Below are 24,811 nucleotides of genomic sequence, written 5' to 3'. Positions count from 1 at the left end.
GCCGCGTTTGATCGACAGGCGACGAAAAGGACCCAATGGAGTTAATCAGGGGGCTTCACAATCTGCGTGACCAGCATCGAGGCTGCGTGGCGACCATCGGCAATTTTGACGGCGTACACCTTGGTCATCATCGGGTGTTGGAGCAGGTTCGCGAGAAAGCCCGGGCCCTGGGCCTGCCATCGGTGGCCATCGTGTTTGAGCCACAGCCGCGGGAGTTCTTTGAACGTGAAAAGGCACCGCCGCGTCTGACCCGGTTTCGAGATAAATTTACCCTGCTGCGGGATCATGGCATTGATCGGGTGTTTTGCCTGCATTTCAATCAACGGCTAAGGGCGCTGACCGCGGAGTCGTTCATTGACCAGTTGCTGCTGAACGGGCTGGAGGTTAAGTACTTCGTGGTCGGCGACGACTTTAGATTTGGCTGTGACCGTTGCGGCAATTTCGACCTGCTGCAAAGCTACGGCCAGACTCATGGATTTACCGTGGTTAATACCCGCACCTACGCCATCACCGGCGACCGGGTCAGCAGTACGCGGATTCGTCAGGTCCTCGGTGAACATGATTTTGTGCAGGCAGAGCGCCTGCTGGGGCGGCCGTTCAGCCTTAGTGGCAAGGTGATCCACGGGCGCAAGCTGGGGCGTCAGATCGGCGTGCCGACCGCCAATATTTCACTGCAGCGCAAGCGCCTGCCTTTTGATGGCGTTTACGTAGCCGAGTTGACCACCGCGGATGGTTTACGCCATTGCGGGGTGGCTAACGTGGGAGTGCGTCCTACCGTTAGCGGCACCACGCCGCTATTGGAGGTGCACCTGTTTAATTTCAACCGTTCCCTGTATGGCGAGCGGGTAAGAGTGGAGTTCAAGGCCTTTCTACGTAACGAACAGAAGTTCGACAGTATCGAGGCGCTCCGACAACAGATTCAGTCCGACATCGCCGCGGCGCGGGCCTGGATTGACCGAGTCGCCGAAGCTTCGGCCTAACCTAGCGACAAGTGAAGACGCGCAATGACCGACTATAAGCACACTTTGAATCTGCCGGAAACCGAGTTCCCCATGCGGGGCAATCTGGCGCAACGCGAACCGCTGATGCTCAAAGAGTGGCAGCATATGGATCTGTATGGAGAGATCCGCAAGGTTAGCCAGGGGCGCGACAAATTTATTCTGCACGATGGCCCCCCCTACGCCAACGGCAGCATTCATATCGGTCACGCGGTTAACAAGATCCTCAAGGACATTATCGTCAAATCCAAGAATGTCAGTGGCTTCGACGCGCCCTACGTGCCGGGATGGGACTGCCACGGTCTGCCGATCGAGCACAAGGTTGAAACCAAGCACGGCAAGGCCGGAACCAAGCTGAGCTTCAAAGAGTTTCGCCAGAAATGCCGTGACTACGCCCGCGAACAGGTGGACGGGCAGAAGAAGGATTTCATTCGTCTTGGCGTGTTCGGTGATTGGGATAACCCCTATCTGACCATGAACTTCGATACCGAGGCCAATATCATTCGGGCGCTCGGAAAAATCGTTGCCAATGGCCACCTGGTAAAAGGCTACAAGCCGGTCTACTGGAGCGTGGTCGGTGCTTCGGCCCTTGCTGAAGCGGAGGTGGAGTATCAGGACAAAACCTCTACCGCTATCGACGTACGCTTCGCGCCGGTGGACGAGGCGGCATTTCTGGGGTGTTTCGACCAACTGACCGGCAACGGCCCGGCGAGTGTGGTGATCTGGACCACTACGCCCTGGACGCTACCTTCGAATCAGGCGGTATCGCTCAACGCTGAACTCGACTATGTGCTGGTTCAGGTGGACCTGGGCGCGGGTGCCGAGCGTATTCTGCTGGCCGAGGGGTTGCTTGAAGACGCCATGGCGCGTTACGAGCTGGACGGTTACCGGGTGGTGGGACGCTGTAAAGGTGCCGCGTTGGAAGCTCAGCAGCTGCAGCACCCGTTCTATAACAAGCAGGTGCCGATCATTCTGGGTGATCATGTCACACTGGATGCCGGTACCGGCGCGGTCCATACAGCCCCCGATCATGGGGTTGAAGACTTTGAGGTGGGCAAGAAATACGCCATTGAAACCCTCAATCTGGTCGATGGCCACGGTATCTTTATCGAAGCGGCCGGTGACTTTGCCGGGCGGCACGTTTACAAGGTCGACGACGAAGTGGTTGCGCTGTTGCGAGACAAGGGGCGGCTGGTCAAAGAGCACAAGTTTCAGCACAGCTACCCGCACTGCTGGCGCACCAAAACACCGCTGATCTATCGTGCCACGCCGCAGTGGTTCGTCAGCATGGACGCCAAAGACCTGAAAGGCGATGCCATGGAAGCGATCAAAGGGGTGCAATGGTTCCCGAGCTGGGGGCAGAATCGCATTGAATCAATGGTCGAGCAGAGCCCCGACTGGTGTGTTTCTCGCCAGCGTACCTGGGGCGTGCCGATCACCCTGTTCATCCATAAAGAGACCCAGGAGATCCATCCGCGTACTGCCGAGCTGATCGAACAGGTGGCGCAGCGGGTTGAAAAAGAGGGGATCGACGCCTGGTTTGATCTTGAGCCGAACGAGTTGCTTGGAGATGAGGCCGAGGCCTACATCAAGGTGAACGACACGCTGGATGTGTGGTTCGACTCCGGTGTTACCCACTACTCAGTGCTGGACCAGCGCGATAATCTGCAGTTCCCGGCCGATCTTTATCTGGAAGGCTCCGACCAGCATCGCGGCTGGTTCCAGTCATCCCTCAAGACCGGTATCGCGATCAAGGGGGTGGCCCCCTACAAACAGGTGCTGACCCACGGCTTTACCGTTGACCAGGATGGTCGCAAGATGTCCAAGTCGTTGGGGAATGTGGTCGCGCCGCAGGATGTGATGAACAAATACGGCGCGGACATTCTGCGCCTGTGGGTCGCGGCTACCGATTTCAGCGGCGAGATGGCAGTGTCGGACGAGATCCTCAAGCGCACCGCTGACGCCTATCGTCGCATCCGCAACACCGCACGCTTCCTCCTGGCCAATCTCAACGGTTTTGATCCGGCAGCCGATCAGGTGCCGGCCGCCGATATGCTGGCACTGGATCGCTGGGCGGTGGATCGCGCGGCGCAGCTGCAGAGCGAGATCCAAAAGGCCTATGACGGCTACCAGTTCCTCAGCGTGTACCAGAAGGTCCACCATTTCTGTTCGCTGGATCTGGGCGGCTTCTATCTCGATATCATCAAGGATCGCCAGTACACCACCCAGGCGAACAGCCTGGCACGACGCTCCTGCCAGACGGCCCTCTACCATATCGTCGAGGCGCTGTGCCGCTGGGTGTCGCCGATTCTGAGCTTTACTGCCGAGGAGATCTGGCAGAACTTGCCGGGAGAACGCAGCGCGTCGGTCCATCTGGAAACCTGGTACACCGGCCTGTTTGAGCTTGATGAAGCTGAAAGCATGGGGCGTGCCTTCTGGCAGCAGGTGATGGCGGTGAAAGATGCCGTAAACAAGCAGCTTGAGAATATGCGCAATAAGGGTGAAGTGAAGTCGGCGCTGGCCACCGAACTGGTACTCTTCTGTGAGCCCGACCTGCAGGCACTGCTTGAGCGTCTGGGCGACGAGCTGCGATTTGTCCTGATCACCTCGGCGGCGCGCGTAGAAACCCTTGATGCCGCGCCTTCAGCTGCTGTTGCCACGGACCTGGATGGCCTGAAAGTGTTGATCCGCGTCAGCGAACATGGCAAATGCACCCGCTGCTGGCACCTGCGCGATGATGTCGGCCAGCATGCCGATCATCCGGAGTTGTGCGGCCGTTGCGTCGATAACGTCGAGGGCACCGGTGAAGAGCGTGCCTACGCTTAACGGTTCGCTGGTGTCATCACCTTCCTATGGCGCCCTGCGCTGGCTGTGGTTGAGTCTGGGGGTAATCCTGCTGGATCACCTCACCAAGTGGTTGGCAACGGCTTATCTCAGCTACGGCGAGCCGGTTGCGCTGCTGCCGGTGTTTGATCTGACCTTGCTGCACAATACCGGCGCGGCGTTCAGCTTTCTGGCCTCAGCCGGGGGCTGGCAGCGCTGGTTTTTTGCCATTGTTGCGCTGGGGGTTAGCATCTATCTGGTATTGTGGCTGAAGCGCACGCCGCTGTCTCAGCGCTGGCTGGCGGTTTCGCTGGCGCTGATCCTTGGAGGAGCGCTGGGCAACCTGATCGACCGCGTGCTGTTTGGTTATGTGGTCGACTTTATTTCGCTGCATTGGCAGCAGTACTACTATCCCGCCTTCAATATTGCCGATTCCGCCATCACGGTGGGTGCAGTTATGCTGGTCTGGGACAGTTTTCGCAGTAAACCCGCAACCTCTTAACGGAGCAGTTTCAATGACCGCTATCGGCCAAGGGACCGAAGTTACCCTGCATTTCACTATCGAACTGGAAGATGGCAGTGTGGTGGATTCAACCCGTGAGCGCAGTCCGGCGACCTTTACCGTGGGCGACGGCAATCTTCTGCCCGGATTTGAACGCGCGCTGTTCGGATATCGCGCCGGTGATCAGCAGCGCTTGCGTATCTTGCCGGAGCAGGGCTTCGGAATGCCCAACCCCGGTAACGTGCAGAGCCTGCCGCGCAGCGCCTTTGAGTCGCTGGAGCAAGAGCTGGAGCCGGGAGTGGTGGTCTCTTTTGCCGACCCGTCACAGGGTAATCTGCCTGGCGTGATCAGGAATGTGGGCGCTACCCAGGTCGAGGTAGACTTTAACCACCCGCTTGCTGGCCGCACCCTCTACTTTGATGTTGAAGTTTTGTCTGTAACGGCTGTTTGAACAAAAAACGCGCCCTCCTCTTGAGATAAGTCAAACTTTGGGCTACTCAGGTTCGCTTTTCACTGCCGCTAATCTATCCTTCCCGTAACACAGGCATCAATCAGCCGGTAAACCCATTTGCCGGCTGATTATGCTGGCTAAGCCGTGGTGAAGTAGCTTAATCTGTTAGCTACAAAGCCACTTTTTCAGGGATTTGAGATGGGTTTTCAGGCTTCTTATCGCCACTCCTCCGGTCGTTCCGGCTGCCAGACCGGCTTTACCTTGGTCGAGCTGCTTGTTGTTTTAGCTATCGTCGCTGTACTGATTTTTGTCGCCACGCCTAACTATGACGGTGTAATGGTCGAGAGCCGATTGGAGCAAGAGCGCTTGCGCTTGGCAACCGGTTTGGCTTTTGCGCGCAGTGAGGCGATTGAGCGCGGGCAGACTGTTTCCATTTGTGCTTATGCTAACAGTGGATGCACAGGCAGTGATGCGAAAGTCACAGGGGGGGTTGAGTGGGCTGGTGGATGGCGCATTGAAAGCGGTGGTGAATTGCTGCAGCGTGCAGAAAAGCAGGAGCCAAGGCTTTTAATCAAGTATGAGTGCAGTTCGCGCTTGGTGTATGGCTCGCTAGGGGATCGATCAAGTTCGGCCAATGAAGGTTCCTGCGAGTTCAAGTTCACTGATCCCGGTTATCCTTCAATCTGGAAAAGTTTGATTATCTCGGAAGGCGGGCGGGTGCGAATGGAGAGCTCGTCGTGATCAAAAAACATCAGACAGGCTTTACGCTGGTAGAAATTTTGGTAGCTGTGCTTGTGCTTTCGGTCGGTATCCTTGGTTTGGTGGGGCTTGAATCTCTGGCGATGCAGAGCAATCAGGAGGCCTACTTCCGGAGTCAGGCGACACTGCTTTCCTACGAGCTTGCCGATCGGATGCGTGCCAATCCGAGTACCGACTACAGTACGGTAACCCCTGCCTCCCATGGGTGTGTTTCGTATACAGGGGCGGCAACCAGTTGTTCTTCGTTGCAGGTAGCGGAGGAGGATGTGCTCAACTGGCAAGCCGCGATTGCGGAGAAATTACCGGCGGGTACCGGATCCATCTCCGCGAGCGGATCGTTGTTGTCTGTCAATGTGCTTTGGGACAGCAACCGCAACGGCTCGCCGGACCAGACCTTTTCGATCAAGGTAGAGCTATGAGCACCAGCGCGCCGGTTAGAGGCCAGCAAGGACTGTCGATGGTCGAGCTGATGGTGGCCATGACCTTGGGCCTGCTGCTCACTGCGGCGGTGCTGCAGACCTTTGTCGGCGCTAAACGCACCTACGAATTTCAGCAGGAGTTCTCGCGGGTGCAGGAAAATGGCCGCTTTGCCATGAACTACCTGACTCGCGCTATTCGCCAAGCGGACCATTGGGGCTGTTTGACGGATAATGCCACGGTTGACAGCATTGTCAGCGGCTCGGCAGGCTCTGCCGGCGCCGGCTTCGACGTGATCGATCAGGGGAGTTCCTATACCCTCGGGGCGGGCTTGGGGCCTCGGCCGGATCGCGTATTGATGCGCGGCGTTATTGGCGGCGGATACCCGTTGACTCAGCCAACTGATACCGGTGCTTCGATCCATTTTCAGAAGGTCGGCAACCCCCAAGCGGCCCTGATCGATACGGGCGATATGTTACTGGTAACTGATTGTACCCGCGGCACGGTGTTTCAGGTCACGACGGCCAATCCAAACAGCAATACCGTGACCCATAATACCGGCTCGGTTCCGGGCGCGAATCCGGGCAACGCGTCTGCGGCGATACCCTCGCCACCCTATTCGCCGCCATCGGCGTTTGTTTACAAGGCTGACTCGCGCCAGTTCTGGATTCGCCAGAGCTCCTCTCCCAGTGCTGAGCCGGTTCTGGTTCGCGGCAGCGAATACGACCCTACCAGCGGTGGAGTAGAGCTGGTAGAAGGGATTGAAAATATGCAAATTTTGCTGGGCTTCGACGGCGATGGCGACGGAGTGGCGGACTACTATAATCCCCCACCACCGTTGGTGACGGGAGATATGGATGAGGTGGTTGCGGTGGAAGTGAGCATCGTGGCGCGCAGCCTGCGGGATAATTTGCTGACTACGCCCGACCCGTTCGAGTTTAACGGCCAGACCTATACCCCCGCCGACCGACGGTTGAGGAAAGTGTTTACCGCCAACGTCGCCCTTAGAAATCGACTGGATTGATACGCCGTGTGGAATCGACCTATGCAGCACCGTTCAACTCAACAGGGCATTACCCTGATCACCTGCATGATCGTACTGGTGATTATTACGCTGCTTGGGCTGGCTTCTATCGAAGACAGCACTCTTGAAGAAAAAATGGCAGGCAACCTGCGTAACCGCAATCTGGCGTTTCAGCTGGCGGAGTCGGCATTACGGCAGGGCGAAACCTACATTCTGACGGTGAGTTCGCTGCCAGACTTCGACGGTACCGGCGGGCATTATCAGGCCATGGGGGACGTTTTGCATGACTTCCCCGCAGCATCTTGGTCCAGCGCATCGGCGCGGCAATACACGGGAGCCGATGTCGCCAGCCTGCAGACAGCAGAGATGCCATTGTACATTATCGAACAGTTGAAGGCGGAAGCCCCCGGCGCCGATACGGAAGCGGGAACTGCAATCGACGACGAGCGATTCTACCGGATAACCGCACGAGCCGTGGGCGGAAACAGCTCCGCGGAAGTGATATTGCAATCTATTGTGAAGCGTTAAACGCCCCGAAGGGCAAGCGAGGTTGTTATGAGACGGATACTGACCCATGGAGCCAAGGTAGCTGTCTTGTTCCTGTCCCCCATTACCTGGGCGGCAACCGCACAGGTACCGTTGCACCTGTCGAGCACGCCGGATCCGAACGTGTTGATCAATATGTCGGTGGAGACGCCGATGGGGGGCGCAGCCTATAACGATCAGCTCGAAGTTGATGAAAGCGGTAATACCGTTTGCGGTGGGCGCGTGTCTCGTGACTCTGGTGATGTCGGCATCTGCTACTCGGGTGCCAAAACCTACCTTGGCTACTTTGATCCCGACAAGTGTTACACCTACGATACAGCGACCACGCCCAATCGCTTCGTGCCTGCCGCGGCTGCCACTAACCGCACTTGCACTGGCCAGTTTAGCGGTAACTTCATGAACTGGGCCACCATGACCGCCATGGATATGTTCGCGCTGACCATGACCGGTGGTAACCGTATCGTCGATACCACTAGCGAAACGGTGGTGCGGCGGATGCGTAAAACTAACAACGACGGTTGGTTCCCGCATAAGTATTTGAGCAGTTCGGACAATGTTGCGCCTTCAACGGTAACGCCATTTACCGATAGCGAGATTTTTATTTACAACACGGACTTCGGTGTTCAGTTTGGGCGAGGGCGCGGAGACTCTGACCGTGGGACTTTTGACCTTGCGGTCAAGGTCTGTGACTCAACTGCCGGGCTGGAAGCCAACTGTGTCACCATCGGTTCTGCCATTAAACCGGTGGGGCGGATCCAGCAAAATGCGGATCACATGCGCTTTGGTGTTACCAGTTTTTCACTGGACGGCTCCCGCACGCGCAATGGCGGTATTTTGCGATCCAATATGAAATATGTCGGCGCAACCATGCCGGATGGTAGCGGTGGCACGATGGCCAACCCACTGGCCGAGATTAATGCCAATGGGTTGTTTTTAAACAATCCAAATGCGTCGGATGCGACAGCCAGCGGGGTAAGTAACTCGGGGGTTATCAATTACCTCAACAAATTCAGCGATTCGGGCTACAAGTCATTGGACCCTGCCAGTGAGTTGTATTACGAGTCAATTCGCTACTTCAAGAATTTGGGGCGTACGCCGGAGTACGCAAACAGCCTGTCCAGTGCCCAGCTAGGCGGTTTCCCCGCCGTAACTACCTGGGAAGATCCGATCCAGTACAGCTGCCAGAAAAACTTTATTCTGGGTATCAACGATGCTAATCCCTGGCTGGACAAGCGCCTGCCCGGCACTTACTTCACCGAAACCATTGCGAATCAGGCGCCTTTCAACAGTCGGGCAAATATTCTCGACGACGTGGATCCACCAGCGGATGCCGACCCGGATATCAACGTACGCCAGTTGACCAACCAGGTTGGCGAGCTCGAGGGATTGAATGGCACCTCGCAATGTATCGGCTGCACGGCGACCACCTGTGACGGACTGGCCACTAACAAAACAATCACCGCCTTGGGGGAGGTGATGGGCACCTGCCCATCACCCAATAAACAGAACTCCTATTACATCGCCGGTTTGGCCTACTACGCCAATACGCAGGATATTCGAGCTGACCTGAGTGGCAAGCAGACCATTACCAGCTTTTTTATCGACACTCAGGAGTTTCAGGCCAATCCGCTGGTCGGGCGAATGAACATGTTGTGGCTGGCGGGAAAGTACGGCGGCTTCATCGACAGCAATAACAACGGTGAGCCGGACTTGACCACTGAGTGGGATAGTGACGGCGACGGCGAACCAGATAACTATGTGCTGGCATCAAGACCGGATAAGTTGGTGCGGCAGCTGAATGCGAATTTTGCCGATATTGAAGAGCGTTCCTCGTCCGCGTCGGCGGTCACCACCAGTTCAACTCGCTTGAATACCAGCTCAACCATTTATCAAGCCCGCTTCAATAGCGGTGATTGGACCGGTCAGCTGTTGGCCTTTGCTATTACCAGCAGCGGCGCGGTTGGTTCACAACAGTGGGATGCCGCGGCGCAGATGCCCGCGCATGGTGCCCGGAATGTTCTGTCGTGGAATGGGACCTCTGGTTTTGTTTTTGATGGAACCACAGCTAATCTCGCAACCATCAATTCGATAATGGCGAGCGCCTCTGCGAGCAGCGTAACGCCGGGTTTGGTCAACTATCTGCGTGGCGACGATACCAATGAGCAAAGTAACGGAGGGTTGCTGCGTGATCGTATCAGCCGCTTGGGTGATATCGTCAACTCCGATCCGATCTTTGTGAGCAACGAAAATTATGGCTACACCAGATTGCCCGGTACAGAGGGCACTAGTTATGCATCCTTTCGTTCGCTTGCCAGCTATTCCAGCCGCTCGAAAATGGTCTACGTTGGTGCCAATGACGGCATGTTGCACGGCTTTAATGCTGCCAGCGGGGTCGAATTGATGGCGTACGTGCCCAAGGCCGTGTATCCCAATCTGGCGAGTCTTGCCGACCCTAATTACAGCCATAAGTTTTACGTAGACGGATCGCCACAGGTGGGCGATGCCTACTTTGACGTTGATGGTGATGGCTCCAAGGAGTGGCGTACGGTCCTGGTCGGTACCACGGGAGCGGGTGGGTCAGGCGTGTTCGCGTTGGATATCACTGCGCCCGACAGCTTTGGTGCCGGAAATGTCCTGTGGGATATTGATGCAAGTGATGCTAATTTTGCGGATCTTGGCGATACCATCGGTAGCGCCTCGATTGCGCGGATGCCCGATGGGCACTTCTATGCGGTGTTCAGTAACGGCTTCAACAGTGGTACTGGCAATGCGGTCATCTATCTGGCACGTCTCGGCGTACCGGGTGCTCCGACCGTGTTCAAGTTGGATACCCACACCAGCGCCAATGGTATGACTGCACCTCTGGTGGTTGACAGCGATGGTGACCGTATCGTTGACGCTATCTACGCCGGTGATCTTCAGGGCAACCTCTGGAAAGCAGAGTGGTTGCCGACGCCTGACCCCAATGACGCCGCAGACGCGCACAGTTGGCAGTTTTCCTTCGGCACCGAGCTCTCTCCCCAGCCGTTGTTCAGTGCGGCGGATGGCGCCAGCGTGGCGCAGCCAATCACCGCCAAACCGCAGACACGCAACCATCCGGCCGGAGGCACAATGGTCTATTTCGGCACCGGCAAATACTTCGAAAACAATGACAATATTGTCGGTGTTTCTCCTCAGGTCCAGACTTTCTATGGAGTGCGTGATCAGGGTAGTCAGGTCAGCGGTAAAGGGCAGTTGCTGCAACAATCGATTCTGGGTGAGGGGGCAATTGGTAGTTTTAACGTCCGTGCGACAACCAATCTGGATATTTCGACAGAGAAAGGCTGGTATATGGATCTGATTGTCTCGGGGGCTGCAAGTAGCCTGGGCGAGCGCGTGGTGGATCAACCGCAGCTGATCGGCGATCGGGTGCTGTTTACAACTATTCTGCCCAGCACCGACCCCTGTGCGTTTGGTGGTAGTAGTTGGTTGATGAATCTGGATGCGCTGTCGGGAGCGAGGATAGATAGGCCGACTTTCGACGTCGATAATGACGGTGTGTATAGTGCGTCCGATGAGCTAACCATTGATATCAATGGTACGCCCACTCAAGTGCCGGTCACCGGCTTGCAACAGAGTGGACTGGGCTTAATCAGTTCGCCCGCGTTGATGAGAACCGGCGCTGGCGAAATTACCGGATTCATGGGGGGCAGTGGAAATTCAGGCGGTAATGGAAATCAAGGTGGTGGGAACGGTGTACCTAACATTGGTAAAACCACGATGTTCATCAACGAGGATAGCGGCCGCCAGTCCTGGCAGCAGTTACAGTAAACGCGGAGGGCTGCTATCATGCAGCCCTCTTATTTTCTGTGGCCTTGGAAGGAATCGATGAACAGAAACCGTGGGTTTTCATTATTAGAACTGATGATAGCGGTGGCGATTGTCGGCATCATCGCGTCAATTGCCTACCCCTCCTATCAGGAGTACGTGCAGAAGTCTCGGCGGGCCGATGCGCAGGCGGCACTGGTGTCGTTTGCCGGTGCGCTCGAACGCCACTTTACCGTGAATAGTACCTACTGCGATGCGGGTACCACGGCGGCGGGGGGGTGTGGTGGTGCTGCGGGTGATACCGGAATTCCGACCATCTTCCCCAGCGAGGCTCCGCTGGACGGGGGTGACAAGTACTATGACCTGCGTATTGCCGCGGTGAGCGCATCGGGCTTTTCCATCACCGCCGCTCCAAAAGGGTCGCAGGCGGGAGATCGCTGCAATACCCTGACTCTTGACCATACCGGTGCCCGTTCTACCTCGCCGGCGGCGGCAGATTGCTGGCCTTGATCGAGCCTTAAAAAACTGGTCTATACTCCCTCCCTGTTGTGAACCGAATGCAGTCCAAGGAATGGCGGAGCATGGATCATGGACAGGGATGGGCGTTGTTATCGCCGGCGTCGTTCGACGCCGGCATCTGGTTTTACCTTAACCGAGTTGTTGATCGTACTGGCTATCACCACCGTGGTGATGACGCTGGGCGTTGGCAGCTTCAACTACTACATCGGCTCGACTCAGGCCGACACCATTATCAACCGGCTGCGCACGGCGCTGTCGCTGGCACGTGCCGAAGCGGTCAAACGCTCGGCGTCAGTGGTGCTGTGCCGGCAAAGCGCGGTTCCCGGTAGTTGCGCTGGTGGTGGTGCGACGGGGCGGCTGGACTGGAGCGAGGGGTGGTTGCTCTTTGTGGACCACAACCACGACCGTATTTTCGATCTGGGTGCCGGTGACGAGTTGCTGCGGGTTTTTCCGGCCATCGAGGCCGCCTTTGTTCTCAAGTGGAACCGGGGTGATTTTATCGCGTATCAGGGGTCCGGCAGTCTTAACTCTCTGAACGGGACCTTCTGTCTCGGCGACTATGAGGCCAGCACTGCATTTAGCCGCGAGTTGGTGATTCCTTATAGCGGTCGCGTTCGGGCCACACAGGGGGCCTGCAGTTACGCCCTGCTGCCTTGATCCCCTTGAGTTACTATGTCTGACTGACATACTGTGGCTTTCCTGGTCGGGTGCGGAGGTGCGGGTGAATTCGGATGCCATAGTGGTGGGTGGTGGCGTTATGGGGTTGATGTCCGCCCGTGAGCTTGCGTCAAGGGGGCTGTCGGTAACGGTTATCGATCGCGGTCCGCTGGCGGGTGAAGCGAGCTGGGCCGGCGGTGGTATCGTCTCGCCGTTGTACCCCTGGCGTTACGATCAGGCGGTAAGCGCGTTGTCGCAACTGTCGCAGCAGGCCTATGCGACCCTGGCTCCTGCGCTGCACCTTGAGAGCGGTGTTGATCCCGAATTACGCCAAAAGGGACTGCTGATGATGGCGGTCGCCGACACCGATGCCGCATTGGCTTGGGCCGGGCAGCAGGGGGCCGCGCTGGAGCAGGTTGAGGCGGAGTTCGCGCGCAGACTGGAACCTCGGGTCCGTCTTGCCGAGGGGCCTTTGCTGTGGATGCCCACGGTGGCCAGTATCCGTAACCCTCGTCTGGGTCGGGCTCTGGTTGCCAGTTTGCAACGTAACCCCCGGGTTCGGTTGCTGGCGGGTGAGCCGGTCGAAGCGCTGTTGGTGAGCCAAGGGCGTGTGACTGGGGTCAAACTGCTTGGGCAAACGCTCTCGGCGGACAACGTCATGATCTGTGGTGGAGCTTGGAGCCGCCAGTTGCTTGCTCCACTGGGCATTGCGCTGCCGGTCGAGCCGGTCAAAGGACAGATGATGTTGTTCAAGACCGACGGCATGCTGCTTGATCGGGTGGTGCTGGCCAACGGGCGTTACCTGATACCGCGCAGTGACGGCCGGATTCTGGTGGGTTCAACTCTGGAACGTACCGGCTTCAGTAAGCAGGTGACAGCTGCGGCCTACCAGAGTCTTTATCAGTCCGCGGTTGAGCTGTTGCCCGAGTTGCGGTCTCAGCCGGTTGAAGCGCAGTGGGCGGGTTTGCGCCCAGGCAGCCCACAGGGAATCCCCTTTATTGGTGAAGTGCCGGGGGTGCGCAATCTGTTTCTCAACGCCGGTCACTTTCGCAATGGACTGGTGCTCGCGCCGGCATCCTGTCGTTTGGTGGCAGAGCTGGTTTGCGGCGAAACGCCATCACTGGATCCGGCCCCCTATGGGCTGGATGCCGAACGGGGGAACGAGTTGCTTTGACCCCGCCGCTGGCGGAAAATAGCGCCCTTTACCAGCTTTTGGGTACGGGTTCATGGCAAGTCAATTACGGGTCGCGCTGGCGCAGCTGAACTTTCTGGTTGGCGATATTGAGGGCAACCGGGCGCTGGTGGTGGACACCGTGCAGCGGGCGCGGGCTGATCACCACGCCAATGTGGTGGTGTTTCCGGAGCTGACCCTGACCGGCTATCCGCCAGAAGATCTGTTGCTGCGGCCGAGTCTGGAAAAGCGCATCAGTCGCGCCATGCAGGGCCTGTGTCAGCAACTCGACCCTGATGTCTATGTGGTCATCGGCTACCCGCGCCGGATCGACGGCCAGCTCTACAATATGGCGGGGGTCATCCAGGGCGGCCAGCTGCGCGGCGAGTATGCCAAGCAGTGCTTGCCCAACTACCAGGTATTTGACGAAAAACGCTACTTTGAGGCTGGTAACGCGCCCTGTGTGGTGGATATCGACGGCCATCGGGTGGCGCTGACCATCTGTGAGGATATCTGGCATGCGCATCCCGTAGCCCAGGCCCGCGAAGCGGGAGCGACGCTAATGCTTAACCTCAACGCCTCGCCGTTCCATATCCGCAAAACCGATCATCGCCGTGAGCTGCTGGGCCAGCGCGCTAATGATGGCGGCTTTCCCATTGTATACACCAATCTGGTAGGCGGTCAGGACGAGCTGGTATTTGACGGCGGTTCGCTGGTCATCAATGCCAATGGCGAGTTGGTGCTGGCGGCACCGGAGTTCCAGCAAGGTCTGTATCTGGTGGATTTTGACGGCCAGCGTTGCCAGGCGGTGTCGCGCTCAGAGAAACCGCTCAGCCTGGAAGCCAGTGTGTATCAGGCGTTGGTGCTGGGCGTGCGCGATTACGTTAATAAAAATGGCTTCAAAGGCGTGGTGTTGGGGCTCTCCGGTGGTGTTGATTCGGCGCTGACCCTGGCGGTTGCGGTGGATGCTCTGGGTGCGGACCGGGTAGAAGCGGTGATGATGCCGTTTCGTTATACCTCGCAGATGAGTCTGGAAGACGCCGAAGAAGAGGCCCGCACGTTGGGTGTGCGCTATTCGGTGCACTCCATCGAGCCGATGTTCGAATCCTTCATGCAAACCTTGGCACCGGCTTTTGAAGGGATGCCGCGCGATACCACCGAAGAGAACCTGCAGGCTCGCTGCCGCGGGGTATTGCTGATGGCGCTCTCCAACAAGAAGGGCTATCTGGTGCTGACCACCGGCAACAAGAGCGAGATGGCGGTGGGTTATTCGACCCTTTATGGCGACATGGCCGGCGGTTTTGATGTACTCAAGGATGTGCCCAAAACTCTGGTTTTTGCCCTGTGCCGTTACCGCAACAGTCTGTCCCCGACGATTCCCGAGCGGGTGATCACCCGCCCGCCATCGGCCGAGCTGGCGCCGGACCAGAAAGATGAAGACAGTCTGCCGCCCTACGAGGTGCTGGACCGGATTCTGGAGCTCTATGTGGAGCAGGACTTCAGCGCCCATGACCTGATTGCCGAAGGCTTCGACGAAGCAGTGGTTGCCCGTGTGATTCGCTTGGTGGATCTGAACGAATACAAGCGCCGCCAGGCGCCGGTAGGGGTACGCATCACCCAGCGTGGCTTTGGTCGCGACCGTCGCTACCCGATCACATCCGGGTGGAAAGCGGGCGAATAAAGCGCTCGCAACGGACTCTGGCTAGCTGCCGTTGTGTTGTCGGGTGGTCTGGTCTTGGGCTGCCATCTCGCGCTGGCTGTCGGTGTTGATCAGGCGGAACCGTTCGCCCTCCGCGACGGCACTATACGCGGGTCGGGGAGCCTGCTTGTCGCCGGGGTGGAGCATCGGCATGCTCTGTTGTTGGCTGAACAGGTCGAAGGTCATGATGTCGAACAGTGAGCGTTCCTGCTGTGGCGGCTGGTAGTCGGGGAAGTTGCGCTCCAGCACTCGTTGCGCGTCACTGGCCAGCTCATTCATTCCTAGCTCTGTATAGGCGTGCACCATGACCGCGAGACCATCGGCCACGGAAGGAGTTTTCTGGAAGTTTTCTACCACATAACGACCGCGGTTGGCCGCGGCGATAAAGGCGCCGCGGGTAATGTAATAGCGTGCTACATGGATCTCGTACGCGGCGAGCTGGTTACGCAGGTAAAGCATCCGCAGGCGCGCATCGGGGGCGTACTGGCTCTGCGGATAGCGGTTCAGCAGGGTGGCAAAGTCCTTGAACGAATCGCGTGCCGCGCCCGGGTCCCGCTGGGAACTGTCGGTGGGCACGTAGCGGCCGATCACGTCGGCGTCCTCGTCAAAATTACTCAGCCCCTTGAGGTAATAGGCGTAATCGATATTATCGTGCTGCGGGTGAAGCCGGATAAAACGGTCGGCGGCAGAGCGGGTCTCCTCGCCGCGACCGGTGCGGTAGTACGAGTAGATCAGCTCCATCTGGGCCTGGGCGGAGAAGCGGCCGAAAGGAAAACGTGACTCCAACTGCTCCAGTTTGTCGATGGCGATTTCCCAGTTGTCTTCGCTTAGCGCTTTGCGGGCCTCGTCCCACAGTTCGATCTCGGTCGGCTCCGGTTCCTCGATCCCGAACAGCGAACAGCCTCCCAGCAACAGTACCAACAGAAGTGCAAGGCAGGGGCGAAGGGCGTGCATGGAGTTGATGTCCTTTATGATGAGGCCGATACGACGAACGCCGCGGCGGTGTTCTTCGGTTATACTAGCGCCCAGTATTTAACCACAGAGCCGAGCGGGCGCCAAAGCATCCGCGCGATATTCCCGGCTCGCCAATCCCTAGGATTTACATGGCTGAAAAGATTTCTCTGAGCGCCACCGTGCCGGTCGAGCTGGGTGGTAGCCGGTTGGACCAGGTGGTGGCCCAGCTGTTCCCGGAACATTCACGCTCGCGCCTGACAAGCTGGATCAAGTCGGGCGAACTGCAGGTGGACGGCCAGGCACGACGCCCCCGCGACAAGATGCTGGGTGGTGAAAGCGTTCATCTGGAGGCGGAACTGCAGCTCGAAGAGCGCTGGGAAGCGCAGGAGATAGCCCTCGACATCGTGTATGAAGATGAGGATATCCTGGTGCTCAACAAGCCCGCCGGGCTGGTGGTGCATCCGGCCGCGGGCAACCATGACGGCACCCTGCTTAATGCTCTGCTGCATCATTGCCCCGATATCGCCGCGGTGCCGCGTGCCGGCATTGTTCACCGTCTGGACAAGGACACCACCGGACTAATGGTGGTGGCCAAGACTCTGGAAGCGCAGACAGATCTTGTCGGCCAGCTGCAGGAGCGCTCCATGGGGCGCGAGTACGAGGCGGTGGTAACCGGTGTGATGACCGGTGGCGGCACCGTTGACGAGCCGATGGCGCGGCACCCTAAAAACCGCCTCAAGATGGCCGTTCACCCCATGGGTAAGGAAGCGATCACTCACTACCGGGTGTTGCAGCGTTTCCGCGCCCATACCCATATTCGGGTCAAGCTGGAAACCGGGCGCACGCACCAGATCCGGGTGCACATGGCGCATATTCATTATCCGCTGGTTGGCGATATCCTTTACGCCGGGCGTACCCGCTTGCCCCGCGGGGTATCGGAGGAGCTGCAGCAGGCCTTGCGCGGCTTTCAGCGCCAGGCGCTGCATGCGCGCAAACTGGAGCTGTGGCATCCCACCAGCGGCGAGCAGATGAGCTGGGAGGTGGATCTGCCGCCGGATATGGCGGCGCTGCTGACGGAGCTGGCCGAAGACGGCAAGCAGGTGGAGCACTACTGAGATGGCCTGTTGGCTGGCGCCGGCCTGGCCCGCACCTGCGCGCGTCAACGCTCTGGCGACCACTCGCCTGGGAGGGGTTAGTAGGCCGCCCTATGACAGTCTTAATCTGGGCGATCACGTTGACGATGACCCCGTGAGGGTCGCGCAGAACCGTGAACGCTTGCAGGCGGAGGTCGGCGCTGGCGTCAAGTTGAGCTGGCTGCAGCAAGTACACGGTACGCGGGTGGTTGATGCCGCCGCGATCACTCCCGACGAGCCGCCGACGGCAGACGCCGCCTGGACCGGTTGTGCCGATACCGCCTGCGTGGTGATGACGGCAGACTGCTTGCCGGTGTTGTTCTGTGACCGTGCTGGTACCCGGGTAGCCGCGGCTCATGCCGGCTGGCGAGGGCTGGCAGACGGCGTGCTGGAACAGACCCTGGCTGCGCTGGCGGGTGACCCTTCCGAGGTACTGTGTTGGCTGGGTCCGGCGATCGGCCCTGCGGCGTTTGAGGTTGGCGAGGAGGTGCGCGAACGCTTCGTGGCCGAGCTGCCGGCCAGCGGCAGCGCTTTTGTGGCTCAGCCCGGGACCGGCAACAAGTGGCTGGCGGATCTTTACCAACTGGCACGGCTGCGCCTGCAGCGTGCCGGTGTCACCGCCGTGTATGGCGGTGACTGCTGCACCTTCAGCGATACCGAGCGTTTCTTCTCCTACCGCCGGGACGGAGTTACCGGGCGGATGGCAACGCTGATCTGGCTGGCGGCTGCTACCGACTAGTTTCGGCCCATGCCTTCAACCGGTCATTCCTAGGCTGTCACTCCCAATCAAGCACGACCTTGCCGGACTGGCCTGAACGCATCACCTCAAAGCCCTGCTGAAATTCATCTACGGGGAAGCGGTGGGTGATGATCGGGCTGATATCCATGCCCGCCTGGATCAGGCTAGCCATTTTGTACCAGGTTTCGAACATCTCCCGCCCGTAGACCCCCTTGATGATCAGCCCCTTGAAGATCACCTTCGACCAGTCGATGGCGGTGTGGGTGGCGGGAATCCCCAGCATGGCGATCTTGCCGCCGTGGTTCATGGTGTCGAGCATCAGGTTGAGGGCGCTGGGCACCCCGGACATCTCCAGCCCGACGTCGAAACCTTCGGTCATGTTGAGTTCGGCCATCACGTCGGTGAGCGGCTCCTGATCGATCTGTACCGTGCGGGTGGCACCCAGTTTCGCCGCCAGCTCCAGCCGGTAGGGGTTGATGTCGGTAATCACCACATGGCGGGCCCCGGCATGTCGTGCCACTGCGCAGGCCATGGCGCCGATGGGACCGGCTCCCGTGATCAGTACATCTTCGCCCACCAGGTCGAACGACAGCGCGGTGTGCACCGCGTTGCCGAGCGGGTCAAACACCGCCGCCAGTTCGTCGCTGATGTTGTCCGGTATCTTGAACGCGTTGACCGCCGGCAAGGCCAGGTATTCGGCGAACGCGCCAGGGCGATTGACGCCCACGCCGACGGTGTTGCGGCACAGGTGGCGGCGCCCCGCGCGGCAGTTGCGGCAGTGGCCGCAGGTGATATGGCCTTCACCGGAGACCCGGTCGCCGAGCTGGAATCCCTGCACCTCCTGGCCCACGGCGGCGACGGTGCCGACATATTCGTGGCCAACGGTCATCGGTACCGGAATGGTCTGCTGGGACCATTCGTCCCAGTTGTAGATATGAATATCGGTACCGCAGATAGCGGTCTTGCTGATCTTGATCAGCAGGTCGTTGTGACCGATCTCCGGCAGGCTGGCGTCATGGAGCCAGATGCCGGGCTCGGCGTGCAGTTTTGCCAATGCTTTCATGTTGTGCCTCTATGATCCGATCACGCCCAGCTCATGCCCCACCCGGGTGAAAGCGTCGATTGCTCGATCGAGCTGTTCGCGGCTGTGGGCGGCGGAGATCTGAGTGCGTATGCGTGCTTGTCCTTCAGGGACCACCGGGAACGAAAAACCGATGACGTAGATACCTTCGGCCAGGAGCCGGTCCGCCATGCGTGTCGCCAGCGCTGCGTCGCCGATCATCACCGGGATAATCGGGTGATCGGCACCGGCCAGGCGAAAACCGGCGTTACACATTCGCTCGCGGAAGTAGCGGCTGTTGGCATGTAGCTGCTCGCGTAACTGATCGCTTTGTTCAAGCAGCTTCAGCACCGCCAGCGACGCGCTGACGATCGCCGGTGCCAGCGAGTTGGAGAACAGATAGGGGCGCGAGCGCTGGCGCAGCCAGTCGACGATCTCCTGGCGGCCAGCGGTATAGCCGCCGCTCGCACCTCCCAGTGCCTTGCCGAGGGTGCCGGTGAGGATATCGACCCGTTCGATTACGCGGTGATACTCGTGGGTTCCGCGGCCGTGCTCGCCAAGAAAACCGACCGCGTGGGAGTCATCTACCATCACCAGCGCGTCGTATTGGTCCGCCAGATCGCAGATGGCCGGCAGGTTGGCGATTACCCCGTCCATGGAGAATACGCCGTCGGTGGCGATCAGACGGTAACGTGCGCTTTGTGCTTCGATCAGACGTTGTTCCAGCTCGGCCATATCGTTATTGGCATAGCGGTATTTCTTCGCTCGGCACAGGCGCACGCCGTCGATGATGCTGGCGTGGTTGAGGGCATCGCTGATGATGGCGTCTTCCGCGCCAAGCAGGGTTTCGAAGAGGCCGCCGTTGGCGTCAAAGCAGGAGGAGTAGAGGATGGCGTCGTCGGTCTGCAGGAATGCGCTGAGCTGCTGTTCGAGCTGGCGGTGGATATCCTGGGTGCCGCAGATAAAGCGTACTGATGCCATACCGAAGCCACGTTGATCCAGCCCCTCTTTTGCAGCTGCGACCAGTGCGGGGTGGTTGGCCAGCCCCAGATAGTTGTTGGCGCAGAAGTTGATGACCTCGCTGCCATCTTCGATGCGGATGGCGGTTTGCTGGGCTGAATGCAGCGGTCGCTCCTGTTTGAACAACCCTTGGCTCTTGAGGGCGCCGGTTTGCTGACGAAGCTGGTCGAGAAACGCCTGGCTCATGACGGTTACCTTTGCGCTGGATTATTTTGGAAAAGTTTCCGATATGGTGGATTTGTGCATCTTGCTGTTGCCAGGTAGTGCTGTCAACACTAAGAAGGAAAAAAATCCTCTATATTGGAAAAAAGGTCGCTTTTGCGCCAATTCTTCCTCTTTAAAGCTAGCACTGCTTGAACTTTGCGGTGCCGGCCCGCATTTCTACCATCAGTTGATGAATATCGAGCTCGCGGTTCTGGCTTGCCGGCGGACGGCAACGACCACACCCCGGGACGCAAATTGAGAGGCATAAGCTATGCGAATGGATCGACTGACCAGCAAGTTGCAGGAGGCGATCGTCGACGCCCAGTCCCTGGCCGTGGGCCGCGATCATACCCTGATTGAGCCAGCGCACCTGGTGTACAGTTTGCTGGAACAAAAAGGCGGTGCGGTGCGGCCACTGTTGGCCCAGGCCGGTTTCAATGTCAGCGCGCTGAAGAGCGGGCTGGACGTCATTCTTGATGGTCTGGCACGGGTGCAGCATCCGGACGGTGAGGTGGGAATGTCACCGGCGCTGGGGCGGATCTTTAACCTCGCTGACCGTTTGGCGCAGCAGCATCAGGATCAGTATGTTTCCAGTGAGCTGATGATGTTGGCCGCGATGGAGGATAAAGGGCCGGTGGGTGAGTTGCTGCGCAAACAGGGCGGCAAGGAGCAACTGCAGGCGGCGATCGACAAGGTGCGCGGTGGCGAGTCGGTCAGCGACCAGAATGCCGAAGAGAGCCGTCAGGCGCTGCAGCGCTTCACCATTGACCTAACCGCGCGGGCGGCGGAGGGCAAACTCGACCCGGTCATCGGCCGTGACGACGAGATTCGTCGCACCATCCAGGTGCTGCAGCGGCGCACCAAGAACAACCCGGTGTTGATCGGTGAACCCGGTGTGGGTAAGACCGCCATCATCGAGGGGTTGGCGCAACGGATTATCAACGGCGAGGTGCCGGAAGGACTGAAGGACAAGCAGGTGTTGTCGCTGGATATGGGCTCGCTTATCGCCGGCGCCAAGTACCGTGGCGAGTTTGAAGAGCGGCTCAAGGCGGTGCTTAACGAGCTGGCCAAGCAGGAAGGCGGCATTATCCTGTTTATCGACGAACTGCATACCATGGTGGGTGCCGGCAAGTCGGAAGGGTCGATGGACGCCGGCAATATGCTCAAGCCGGCGCTGGCACGCGGCGAGCTGCACTGCGTGGGCGCCACCACGCTGGATGAATACCGCCAGTACATCGAAAAAGACGCGGCGCTGGAGCGGCGTTTCCAGAAAGTGCTGGTGGAGGAACCCAATGTTGAGGACACCATCGCCATCCTGCGCGGCTTGAAAGAACGCTACGAGATCCACCACGGGGTTGATATCACCGACTCGGCCATAATCGCCGCGGCGCGATTATCGACCCGCTATATCACTGACCGCCAGCTGCCGGACAAGGCGATCGACCTGATCGATGAAGCCGCGAGCCGCATCCGCATGGAGATGGACTCTAAGCCGGAGGAGATGGACCGGCTTGAGCGTAAGTTGATCCAGCTGAAGATGGAGCGGGAGGCGCTGAAGAAGGAGAAGGACGCCGCCTCGCGCAAACACCTCGAAGAACTGGAGGCGACCATCGAGAGGTCCGAGCGTGAATTCGCCGATCTTGAAGAGGTGTGGAAAACCGAGAAAGCGGCGTTGCAGGGCTCTCAGCAGGTGAAGGAGAAGCTGGATCAGGCGCGTCAGGATATGGATGTGGCCCGCCGGAGTGGCGATCTGGCACGGATGTCCGAGTTGCAGTATGGGGTGATCCCGGAGCTGGAAAAACAGCTGGATATGGCCAGTCAGGCCGAGATGCTCGACATGACCCTGCTGCGTAATCGGGTGACCGAAGAGGAGGTTGCCGAAGTGGTCTCCAAGTGGACCGGTATCCCGGTTTCCAAGATGCTGGAAGGCGAGCGCGACAAGCTGCTGCGGATGGAGTCCGCCCTGCATGAGTGGGTGGTCGGCCAGGATGAAGCCGTGGTGGCGGTGGCTAACGCGGTGCGCCGCTCGCGTGCGGGGCTTGCCGACCCCAATCGCCCCAACGGCTCGTTCCTGTTTCTTGGCCCGACCGGGGTGGGCAAGACCGAGCTGTGTAAATCGCTGGCCAAATTCCTCTTTGACACCGAAGAGGCGATGGTGCGGATCGATATGTCGGAGTTCATGGAGAAGCACTCCGTGGCCCGCCTGATCGGTGCGCCTCCGGGGTATGTCGGCTACGAAGAGGGCGGCTACCTGACCGAGGCGGTGCGGCGTCGGCCCTACTCTGTGCTGCTGCTGGACGAGGTCGAAAAAGCCCACCCGGATGTGTTCAACGTGTTGTTGCAGGTGCTGGAAGATGGTCGCCTGACCGATGGTCAGGGGCGGACGGTGGACTTTCGAAACACCGTGGTGGTGATGACCTCCAATCTCGGCTCTGACATCATTCAGGGCTACCGCAGCGACGATGACTACGAGCAGATGAAGTCCACGGTGATGGAGGTGGTGGGCACCCACTTTCGGCCCGAGTTTGTTAACCGGATCGACGAAGTGGTGGTGTTCCATGCCTTGGGTAAGGAGCAGGTGCGTGGCATCGCCACTATCCAGCTGCAGCGCCTCGGTGATCGTCTGGCCGAGCGGGAGCTGGCCCTTACACTGAATGATGACGCGTTGGATACCCTGCTTGATGCCGGTTTTGATCCGGTCTACGGCGCCCGTCCGCTCAAGCGCGCCATTCAGCGTTATGTGGAAAACCCGTTGGCGGAAGCGATTCTGGGTGGCGAGTTCGCCCCTGGTGACCGCATTATTGGTCGGGTCAATGACGGGGTGATCGTCTTTGGTTGCGACTAAGGTGATCTAGCCGGACGACCAAAGGCGCCCGCGGGCGCCTTTGCTTTGTCCATGGCGAGTGCGCTATGGCTGCGGCGGGTATTTGGCCAGAATCGCCGCTACGGTTTCGGCGATGAAAGCGGCGTGCTCGGCGGGGGTGTCAAATCCAGGCAAGCGGCGCTCCGAACTGCCGCGCCATAGCAGCTGTTCTTCAGACGGATCGCGCAGGTCGATAATCAACCGGCTCTGTTGGTAATCGGTGCTGTGGGTGCGCATCAGACCCACGCCCATCCCGCCCCGGTGTTTGGAGTAGCTTCCTTCGATAGCGAACACCGGGTCGATATCGACCCGGTCCTCCACCACGATCAGGTAACTGATAAGCAGCTGGGCCTGGTCGCGTTGATCGGTGGGGAACAGTCCGTGGGCTACCAGCTCGTTCTCAACGGCCATCTCCACCCGTTGCTCTACCAGTTCGCTGTTGTAGACTGAAGCCGGCTGGGCGCTTTTTGTCGGGGGTAGCCAGTAGTAGCGGGTCAGTTGAGTAAAGTCGGTGCCGGGTTGATAGTCCACCGCCACCGCCACCGGAATTCGGGCGCAGCCTGCCAGCAGCAGAATTAGGATCAGGGTGAATAGTCGCGTCATAAATCGCTCCTGGCTGGGATATACGGGCCTGTGCGTTTGGACCGCTGTTGTCACGGACAGTTTACGTGGTGGCGGTCTGTTTTGCCCTGTTAGCTGAAAGAGTATTGCCGATGCATGTCTTTACGTACGGCTCGCTGATGTACGAGGCGGTGTGGTCACAGGTGGTGCGGGGGCACTACCGTCAGTGTCTGGCTGGACTGGCGGGGTACCGGCGCTGGTGCGTACGCGGTGAGCACTACCCCGGACTGTGGCCGGCGATGGCGACCGACAAGGTGAGCGGGGTGTTGTATTTCGATCTGGAGGCGGGTGATCTGGCCCGGTTGGACGCTTTCGAAGGCGCTTACTATCGTCGCCAGCGATTGCCCTGCGAGGTGGCTGGTGAGGTGGTGGAGGCGGAGGTCTATCTGTTCAGGTCGCGCTATCGCCAGCTGCTGACAACGCGTGAATGGCAGGCCGAAACATTTGAGCGTCAGGGCCTGCAACCCTTTATTCAGCGTTATCGTGGTTTTATGCCGCCTCAGAAGTGATAGCTGGGGCCCTGATCCATGACCGCTTCAAACCCCTCGAACTGTGGCGGGCCAAGGTAAAGTTCTTTGCTGGTGCCCGCCTGAGCGTGGGCCATCCTGAACTCGTCGGAACGGGTCCAGTCCATAAACGCCTGATAACTCTCCCAGACTGAATGGCTGGCGTAGAGGGTGTGGTCTGCCGCTTCCGGGCCTTTGAGCAGCTGAAATGACTTAAACCCCGGCACTTCGCTGAGGTAGGTGTCCCGCTCCTGCCAGATGCGCTCGAATTCGGCTTCGCGGCCGCGGCAGATACGGAAGCGGTTCATGGCGATATACATGGCGGGCCTCCTGTTTGC

23 protein-coding genes are annotated in these 24,811 nt (G+C 59.0%); 18 read left to right on the top strand and 5 right to left on the bottom strand.

The window, feature by feature from the left end; translation table 11 throughout:
• The first annotated feature begins 35 nt into the window (after positions 1-35).
• From ribF to JJQ76_RS06005, 13 genes are all read left to right on the top strand, one after another.
• On the top strand, positions 36-980 hold the full coding sequence (gene ribF / locus JJQ76_RS06065) for a bifunctional riboflavin kinase/FAD synthetase (RefSeq protein ID WP_210395822.1): 945 nt from the start codon (positions 36-38) through the stop codon (positions 978-980).
• A 24-nt stretch (positions 981-1,004) separates the two neighbouring features.
• A complete protein-coding gene (gene ileS, locus JJQ76_RS06060) occupies positions 1,005-3,824 on the top strand; it encodes an isoleucine--tRNA ligase (protein ID WP_210395821.1) in 2,820 nt (939 codons plus the stop codon).
• Positions 3,811-4,323, top strand: a complete 513-nt coding sequence (lspA, locus tag JJQ76_RS06055; RefSeq protein WP_343232487.1) for a signal peptidase II — start codon at positions 3,811-3,813, stop codon at positions 4,321-4,323. Before ileS ends, lspA begins: the two co-directional genes overlap by 14 nt.
• A 13-nt stretch (positions 4,324-4,336) precedes the next feature.
• On the top strand, positions 4,337-4,774 hold the full coding sequence (locus tag JJQ76_RS06050; RefSeq protein WP_210395819.1) for an FKBP-type peptidyl-prolyl cis-trans isomerase: 438 nt from the start codon (positions 4,337-4,339) through the stop codon (positions 4,772-4,774).
• 198 nt (positions 4,775-4,972) lie between these two features.
• A complete protein-coding gene (locus tag JJQ76_RS06045) occupies positions 4,973-5,515 on the top strand; it encodes a GspH/FimT family pseudopilin (RefSeq protein WP_210395985.1) in 543 nt (180 codons plus the stop codon).
• Complete coding sequence (pilV, locus tag JJQ76_RS06040) at positions 5,512-5,952, top strand: type IV pilus modification protein PilV (protein ID WP_210395818.1); 441 nt, start codon at positions 5,512-5,514, stop codon at positions 5,950-5,952. The genes JJQ76_RS06045 and pilV overlap by 4 nt, the downstream gene beginning before the upstream one ends.
• The gene (locus JJQ76_RS06035; RefSeq protein WP_210395984.1) at positions 5,949-6,974 is read left to right on the top strand and encodes a PilW family protein; all 1,026 of its coding nucleotides are present in this window, start codon (positions 5,949-5,951) and stop codon (positions 6,972-6,974) included. Before pilV ends, JJQ76_RS06035 begins: the two co-directional genes overlap by 4 nt.
• A 21-nt stretch (positions 6,975-6,995) precedes the next feature.
• The gene (locus JJQ76_RS06030) at positions 6,996-7,502 is read left to right on the top strand and encodes a pilus assembly PilX family protein (RefSeq protein WP_210395817.1); all 507 of its coding nucleotides are present in this window, start codon (positions 6,996-6,998) and stop codon (positions 7,500-7,502) included.
• Between the two features lie 27 nt (positions 7,503-7,529).
• Positions 7,530-11,330, top strand: a complete 3,801-nt coding sequence (locus JJQ76_RS06025) for a pilus assembly protein (protein WP_210395816.1) — start codon at positions 7,530-7,532, stop codon at positions 11,328-11,330.
• Positions 11,331-11,387: 57 nt separating this feature from the next.
• Complete coding sequence (locus tag JJQ76_RS06020; RefSeq protein ID WP_210395815.1) at positions 11,388-11,837, top strand: type IV pilin protein; 450 nt, start codon at positions 11,388-11,390, stop codon at positions 11,835-11,837.
• A gap of 78 nt (positions 11,838-11,915) precedes the next feature.
• Positions 11,916-12,503, top strand: coding sequence for a GspH/FimT family pseudopilin (locus JJQ76_RS06015; RefSeq protein ID WP_210395983.1), 588 nt, complete (start codon positions 11,916-11,918; stop codon positions 12,501-12,503).
• 64 nt (positions 12,504-12,567) lie between these two features.
• Positions 12,568-13,677, top strand: coding sequence for an NAD(P)/FAD-dependent oxidoreductase (locus JJQ76_RS06010; protein WP_343232486.1), 1,110 nt, complete (start codon positions 12,568-12,570; stop codon positions 13,675-13,677).
• Between the two features lie 52 nt (positions 13,678-13,729).
• Positions 13,730-15,355: an NAD+ synthase gene (locus tag JJQ76_RS06005; protein ID WP_210395814.1), complete on the top strand. Its 1,626-nt coding sequence runs from the start codon at positions 13,730-13,732 to the stop codon at positions 15,353-15,355.
• 21 nt (positions 15,356-15,376) lie between these two features.
• Here the strand turns inward: JJQ76_RS06005 and JJQ76_RS06000 are convergent, their stop codons facing one another.
• On the bottom strand, positions 15,377-16,327 hold the full coding sequence (locus JJQ76_RS06000) for an outer membrane protein assembly factor BamD (protein WP_210395813.1): 951 nt from the start codon (positions 16,325-16,327) through the stop codon (positions 15,377-15,379).
• Between the two features lie 149 nt (positions 16,328-16,476).
• Here JJQ76_RS06000 and rluD point away from each other — a divergent pair, with 149 nt between their 5' ends.
• A complete protein-coding gene (gene rluD, locus JJQ76_RS05995) occupies positions 16,477-17,442 on the top strand; it encodes a 23S rRNA pseudouridine(1911/1915/1917) synthase RluD (RefSeq protein ID WP_210395812.1) in 966 nt (321 codons plus the stop codon).
• Position 17,443: 1 nt separating this feature from the next.
• A complete protein-coding gene (gene pgeF, locus JJQ76_RS05990; RefSeq protein ID WP_210395811.1) occupies positions 17,444-18,199 on the top strand; it encodes a peptidoglycan editing factor PgeF in 756 nt (251 codons plus the stop codon).
• Between the two features lie 37 nt (positions 18,200-18,236).
• Here pgeF and tdh read toward each other — a convergent pair whose 3' ends face one another.
• Together tdh and JJQ76_RS05980 are read right to left on the bottom strand one after the other, a co-directional pair.
• Positions 18,237-19,262 (bottom strand): L-threonine 3-dehydrogenase, encoded by a 1,026-nt coding sequence (gene tdh / locus JJQ76_RS05985; protein WP_210395810.1) that lies wholly within the window; start codon positions 19,260-19,262, stop codon positions 18,237-18,239.
• Positions 19,263-19,271: 9 nt separating this feature from the next.
• Positions 19,272-20,465 carry a glycine C-acetyltransferase gene (locus JJQ76_RS05980; RefSeq protein ID WP_210395809.1) on the bottom strand — a complete coding sequence of 398 codons (1,194 nt, stop codon included), beginning with the start codon at positions 20,463-20,465 and terminating at the stop codon, positions 19,272-19,274.
• Here JJQ76_RS05980 and JJQ76_RS05975 point away from each other — a divergent pair.
• Together JJQ76_RS05975 and clpB are read left to right on the top strand one after the other, a co-directional pair.
• The gene (locus tag JJQ76_RS05975) at positions 20,464-20,742 is read left to right on the top strand and encodes a hypothetical protein (RefSeq protein ID WP_210395808.1); all 279 of its coding nucleotides are present in this window, start codon (positions 20,464-20,466) and stop codon (positions 20,740-20,742) included. The genes JJQ76_RS05980 and JJQ76_RS05975 overlap by 2 nt on opposite strands.
• 12 nt (positions 20,743-20,754) lie before the next feature.
• The gene (gene clpB / locus JJQ76_RS05970) at positions 20,755-23,328 is read left to right on the top strand and encodes an ATP-dependent chaperone ClpB (RefSeq protein ID WP_210395807.1); all 2,574 of its coding nucleotides are present in this window, start codon (positions 20,755-20,757) and stop codon (positions 23,326-23,328) included.
• Positions 23,329-23,391: 63 nt separating this feature from the next.
• On the opposite strand, the gene JJQ76_RS05965 is transcribed toward clpB, so the two are convergent.
• The gene (locus JJQ76_RS05965) at positions 23,392-23,949 is read right to left on the bottom strand and encodes a DUF4136 domain-containing protein (protein WP_210395806.1); all 558 of its coding nucleotides are present in this window, start codon (positions 23,947-23,949) and stop codon (positions 23,392-23,394) included.
• 110 nt (positions 23,950-24,059) lie between these two features.
• Between JJQ76_RS05965 and JJQ76_RS05960 the strand changes: the two genes are divergently transcribed.
• Entirely contained in the window at positions 24,060-24,476 is a 417-nt protein-coding gene (locus JJQ76_RS05960; RefSeq protein WP_210395805.1) for a gamma-glutamylcyclotransferase family protein, read from the top strand.
• Here JJQ76_RS05960 and hmuQ read toward each other — a convergent pair.
• Positions 24,467-24,793, bottom strand: coding sequence for a heme-degrading protein HmuQ (gene hmuQ / locus JJQ76_RS05955; RefSeq protein ID WP_210395804.1), 327 nt, complete (start codon positions 24,791-24,793; stop codon positions 24,467-24,469). The two genes, JJQ76_RS05960 and hmuQ, sit on opposite strands and share 10 nt — an antisense overlap.
• Between the last annotated feature and the right edge of the window lie 18 nt (positions 24,794-24,811).

It is taken from the genome of Motiliproteus sediminis (assembly GCF_017912535.1).
In the GTDB taxonomy this organism is placed as follows: domain Bacteria; phylum Pseudomonadota; class Gammaproteobacteria; order Pseudomonadales; family Balneatricaceae; genus Motiliproteus; species Motiliproteus sediminis.
The sequence above is the reverse complement of the archived record's forward strand: the minus strand, read 5'-3'. Positions and strand labels throughout refer to the sequence as shown.

Bases quoted from the DNA above. Each gene is read 5' to 3' on its own strand.
- JJQ76_RS05965 (WP_210395806.1), bottom strand. From the start codon at position 23,949: ATGACGCGACTATTCACCCTGATCCTAATTCTGCTGCTGGCAGGCTGC.
- rluD (WP_210395812.1), top strand. From the start codon at position 16,477: ATGGCTGAAAAGATTTCTCTGAGCGCCACCGTGCCGGTCGAGCTGGGT.
- ileS (WP_210395821.1), top strand. From the start codon at position 1,005: ATGACCGACTATAAGCACACTTTGAATCTGCCGGAAACCGAGTTCCCC.
- JJQ76_RS06025 (WP_210395816.1), top strand. From the start codon at position 7,530: ATGAGACGGATACTGACCCATGGAGCCAAGGTAGCTGTCTTGTTCCTG.
- ribF (WP_210395822.1), top strand. From the start codon at position 36: ATGGAGTTAATCAGGGGGCTTCACAATCTGCGTGACCAGCATCGAGGC.
- JJQ76_RS06000 (WP_210395813.1), bottom strand. From the start codon at position 16,327: ATGCACGCCCTTCGCCCCTGCCTTGCACTTCTGTTGGTACTGTTGCTG.
- JJQ76_RS06030 (WP_210395817.1), top strand. From the start codon at position 6,996: ATGCAGCACCGTTCAACTCAACAGGGCATTACCCTGATCACCTGCATG.
- JJQ76_RS06015 (WP_210395983.1), top strand. From the start codon at position 11,916: ATGGACAGGGATGGGCGTTGTTATCGCCGGCGTCGTTCGACGCCGGCA.
- JJQ76_RS06045 (WP_210395985.1), top strand. From the start codon at position 4,973: ATGGGTTTTCAGGCTTCTTATCGCCACTCCTCCGGTCGTTCCGGCTGC.
- JJQ76_RS05980 (WP_210395809.1), bottom strand. From the start codon at position 20,465: ATGAGCCAGGCGTTTCTCGACCAGCTTCGTCAGCAAACCGGCGCCCTC.
- JJQ76_RS05960 (WP_210395805.1), top strand. From the start codon at position 24,060: ATGCATGTCTTTACGTACGGCTCGCTGATGTACGAGGCGGTGTGGTCA.
- hmuQ (WP_210395804.1), bottom strand. From the start codon at position 24,793: ATGTATATCGCCATGAACCGCTTCCGTATCTGCCGCGGCCGCGAAGCC.
- JJQ76_RS06050 (WP_210395819.1), top strand. From the start codon at position 4,337: ATGACCGCTATCGGCCAAGGGACCGAAGTTACCCTGCATTTCACTATC.
- JJQ76_RS06020 (WP_210395815.1), top strand. From the start codon at position 11,388: ATGAACAGAAACCGTGGGTTTTCATTATTAGAACTGATGATAGCGGTG.
- pgeF (WP_210395811.1), top strand. From the start codon at position 17,444: ATGGCCTGTTGGCTGGCGCCGGCCTGGCCCGCACCTGCGCGCGTCAAC.
- clpB (WP_210395807.1), top strand. From the start codon at position 20,755: ATGCGAATGGATCGACTGACCAGCAAGTTGCAGGAGGCGATCGTCGAC.
- JJQ76_RS06005 (WP_210395814.1), top strand. From the start codon at position 13,730: ATGGCAAGTCAATTACGGGTCGCGCTGGCGCAGCTGAACTTTCTGGTT.
- JJQ76_RS06035 (WP_210395984.1), top strand. From the start codon at position 5,949: ATGAGCACCAGCGCGCCGGTTAGAGGCCAGCAAGGACTGTCGATGGTC.
- tdh (WP_210395810.1), bottom strand. From the start codon at position 19,262: ATGAAAGCATTGGCAAAACTGCACGCCGAGCCCGGCATCTGGCTCCAT.
- JJQ76_RS05975 (WP_210395808.1), top strand. From the start codon at position 20,464: ATGACGGTTACCTTTGCGCTGGATTATTTTGGAAAAGTTTCCGATATG.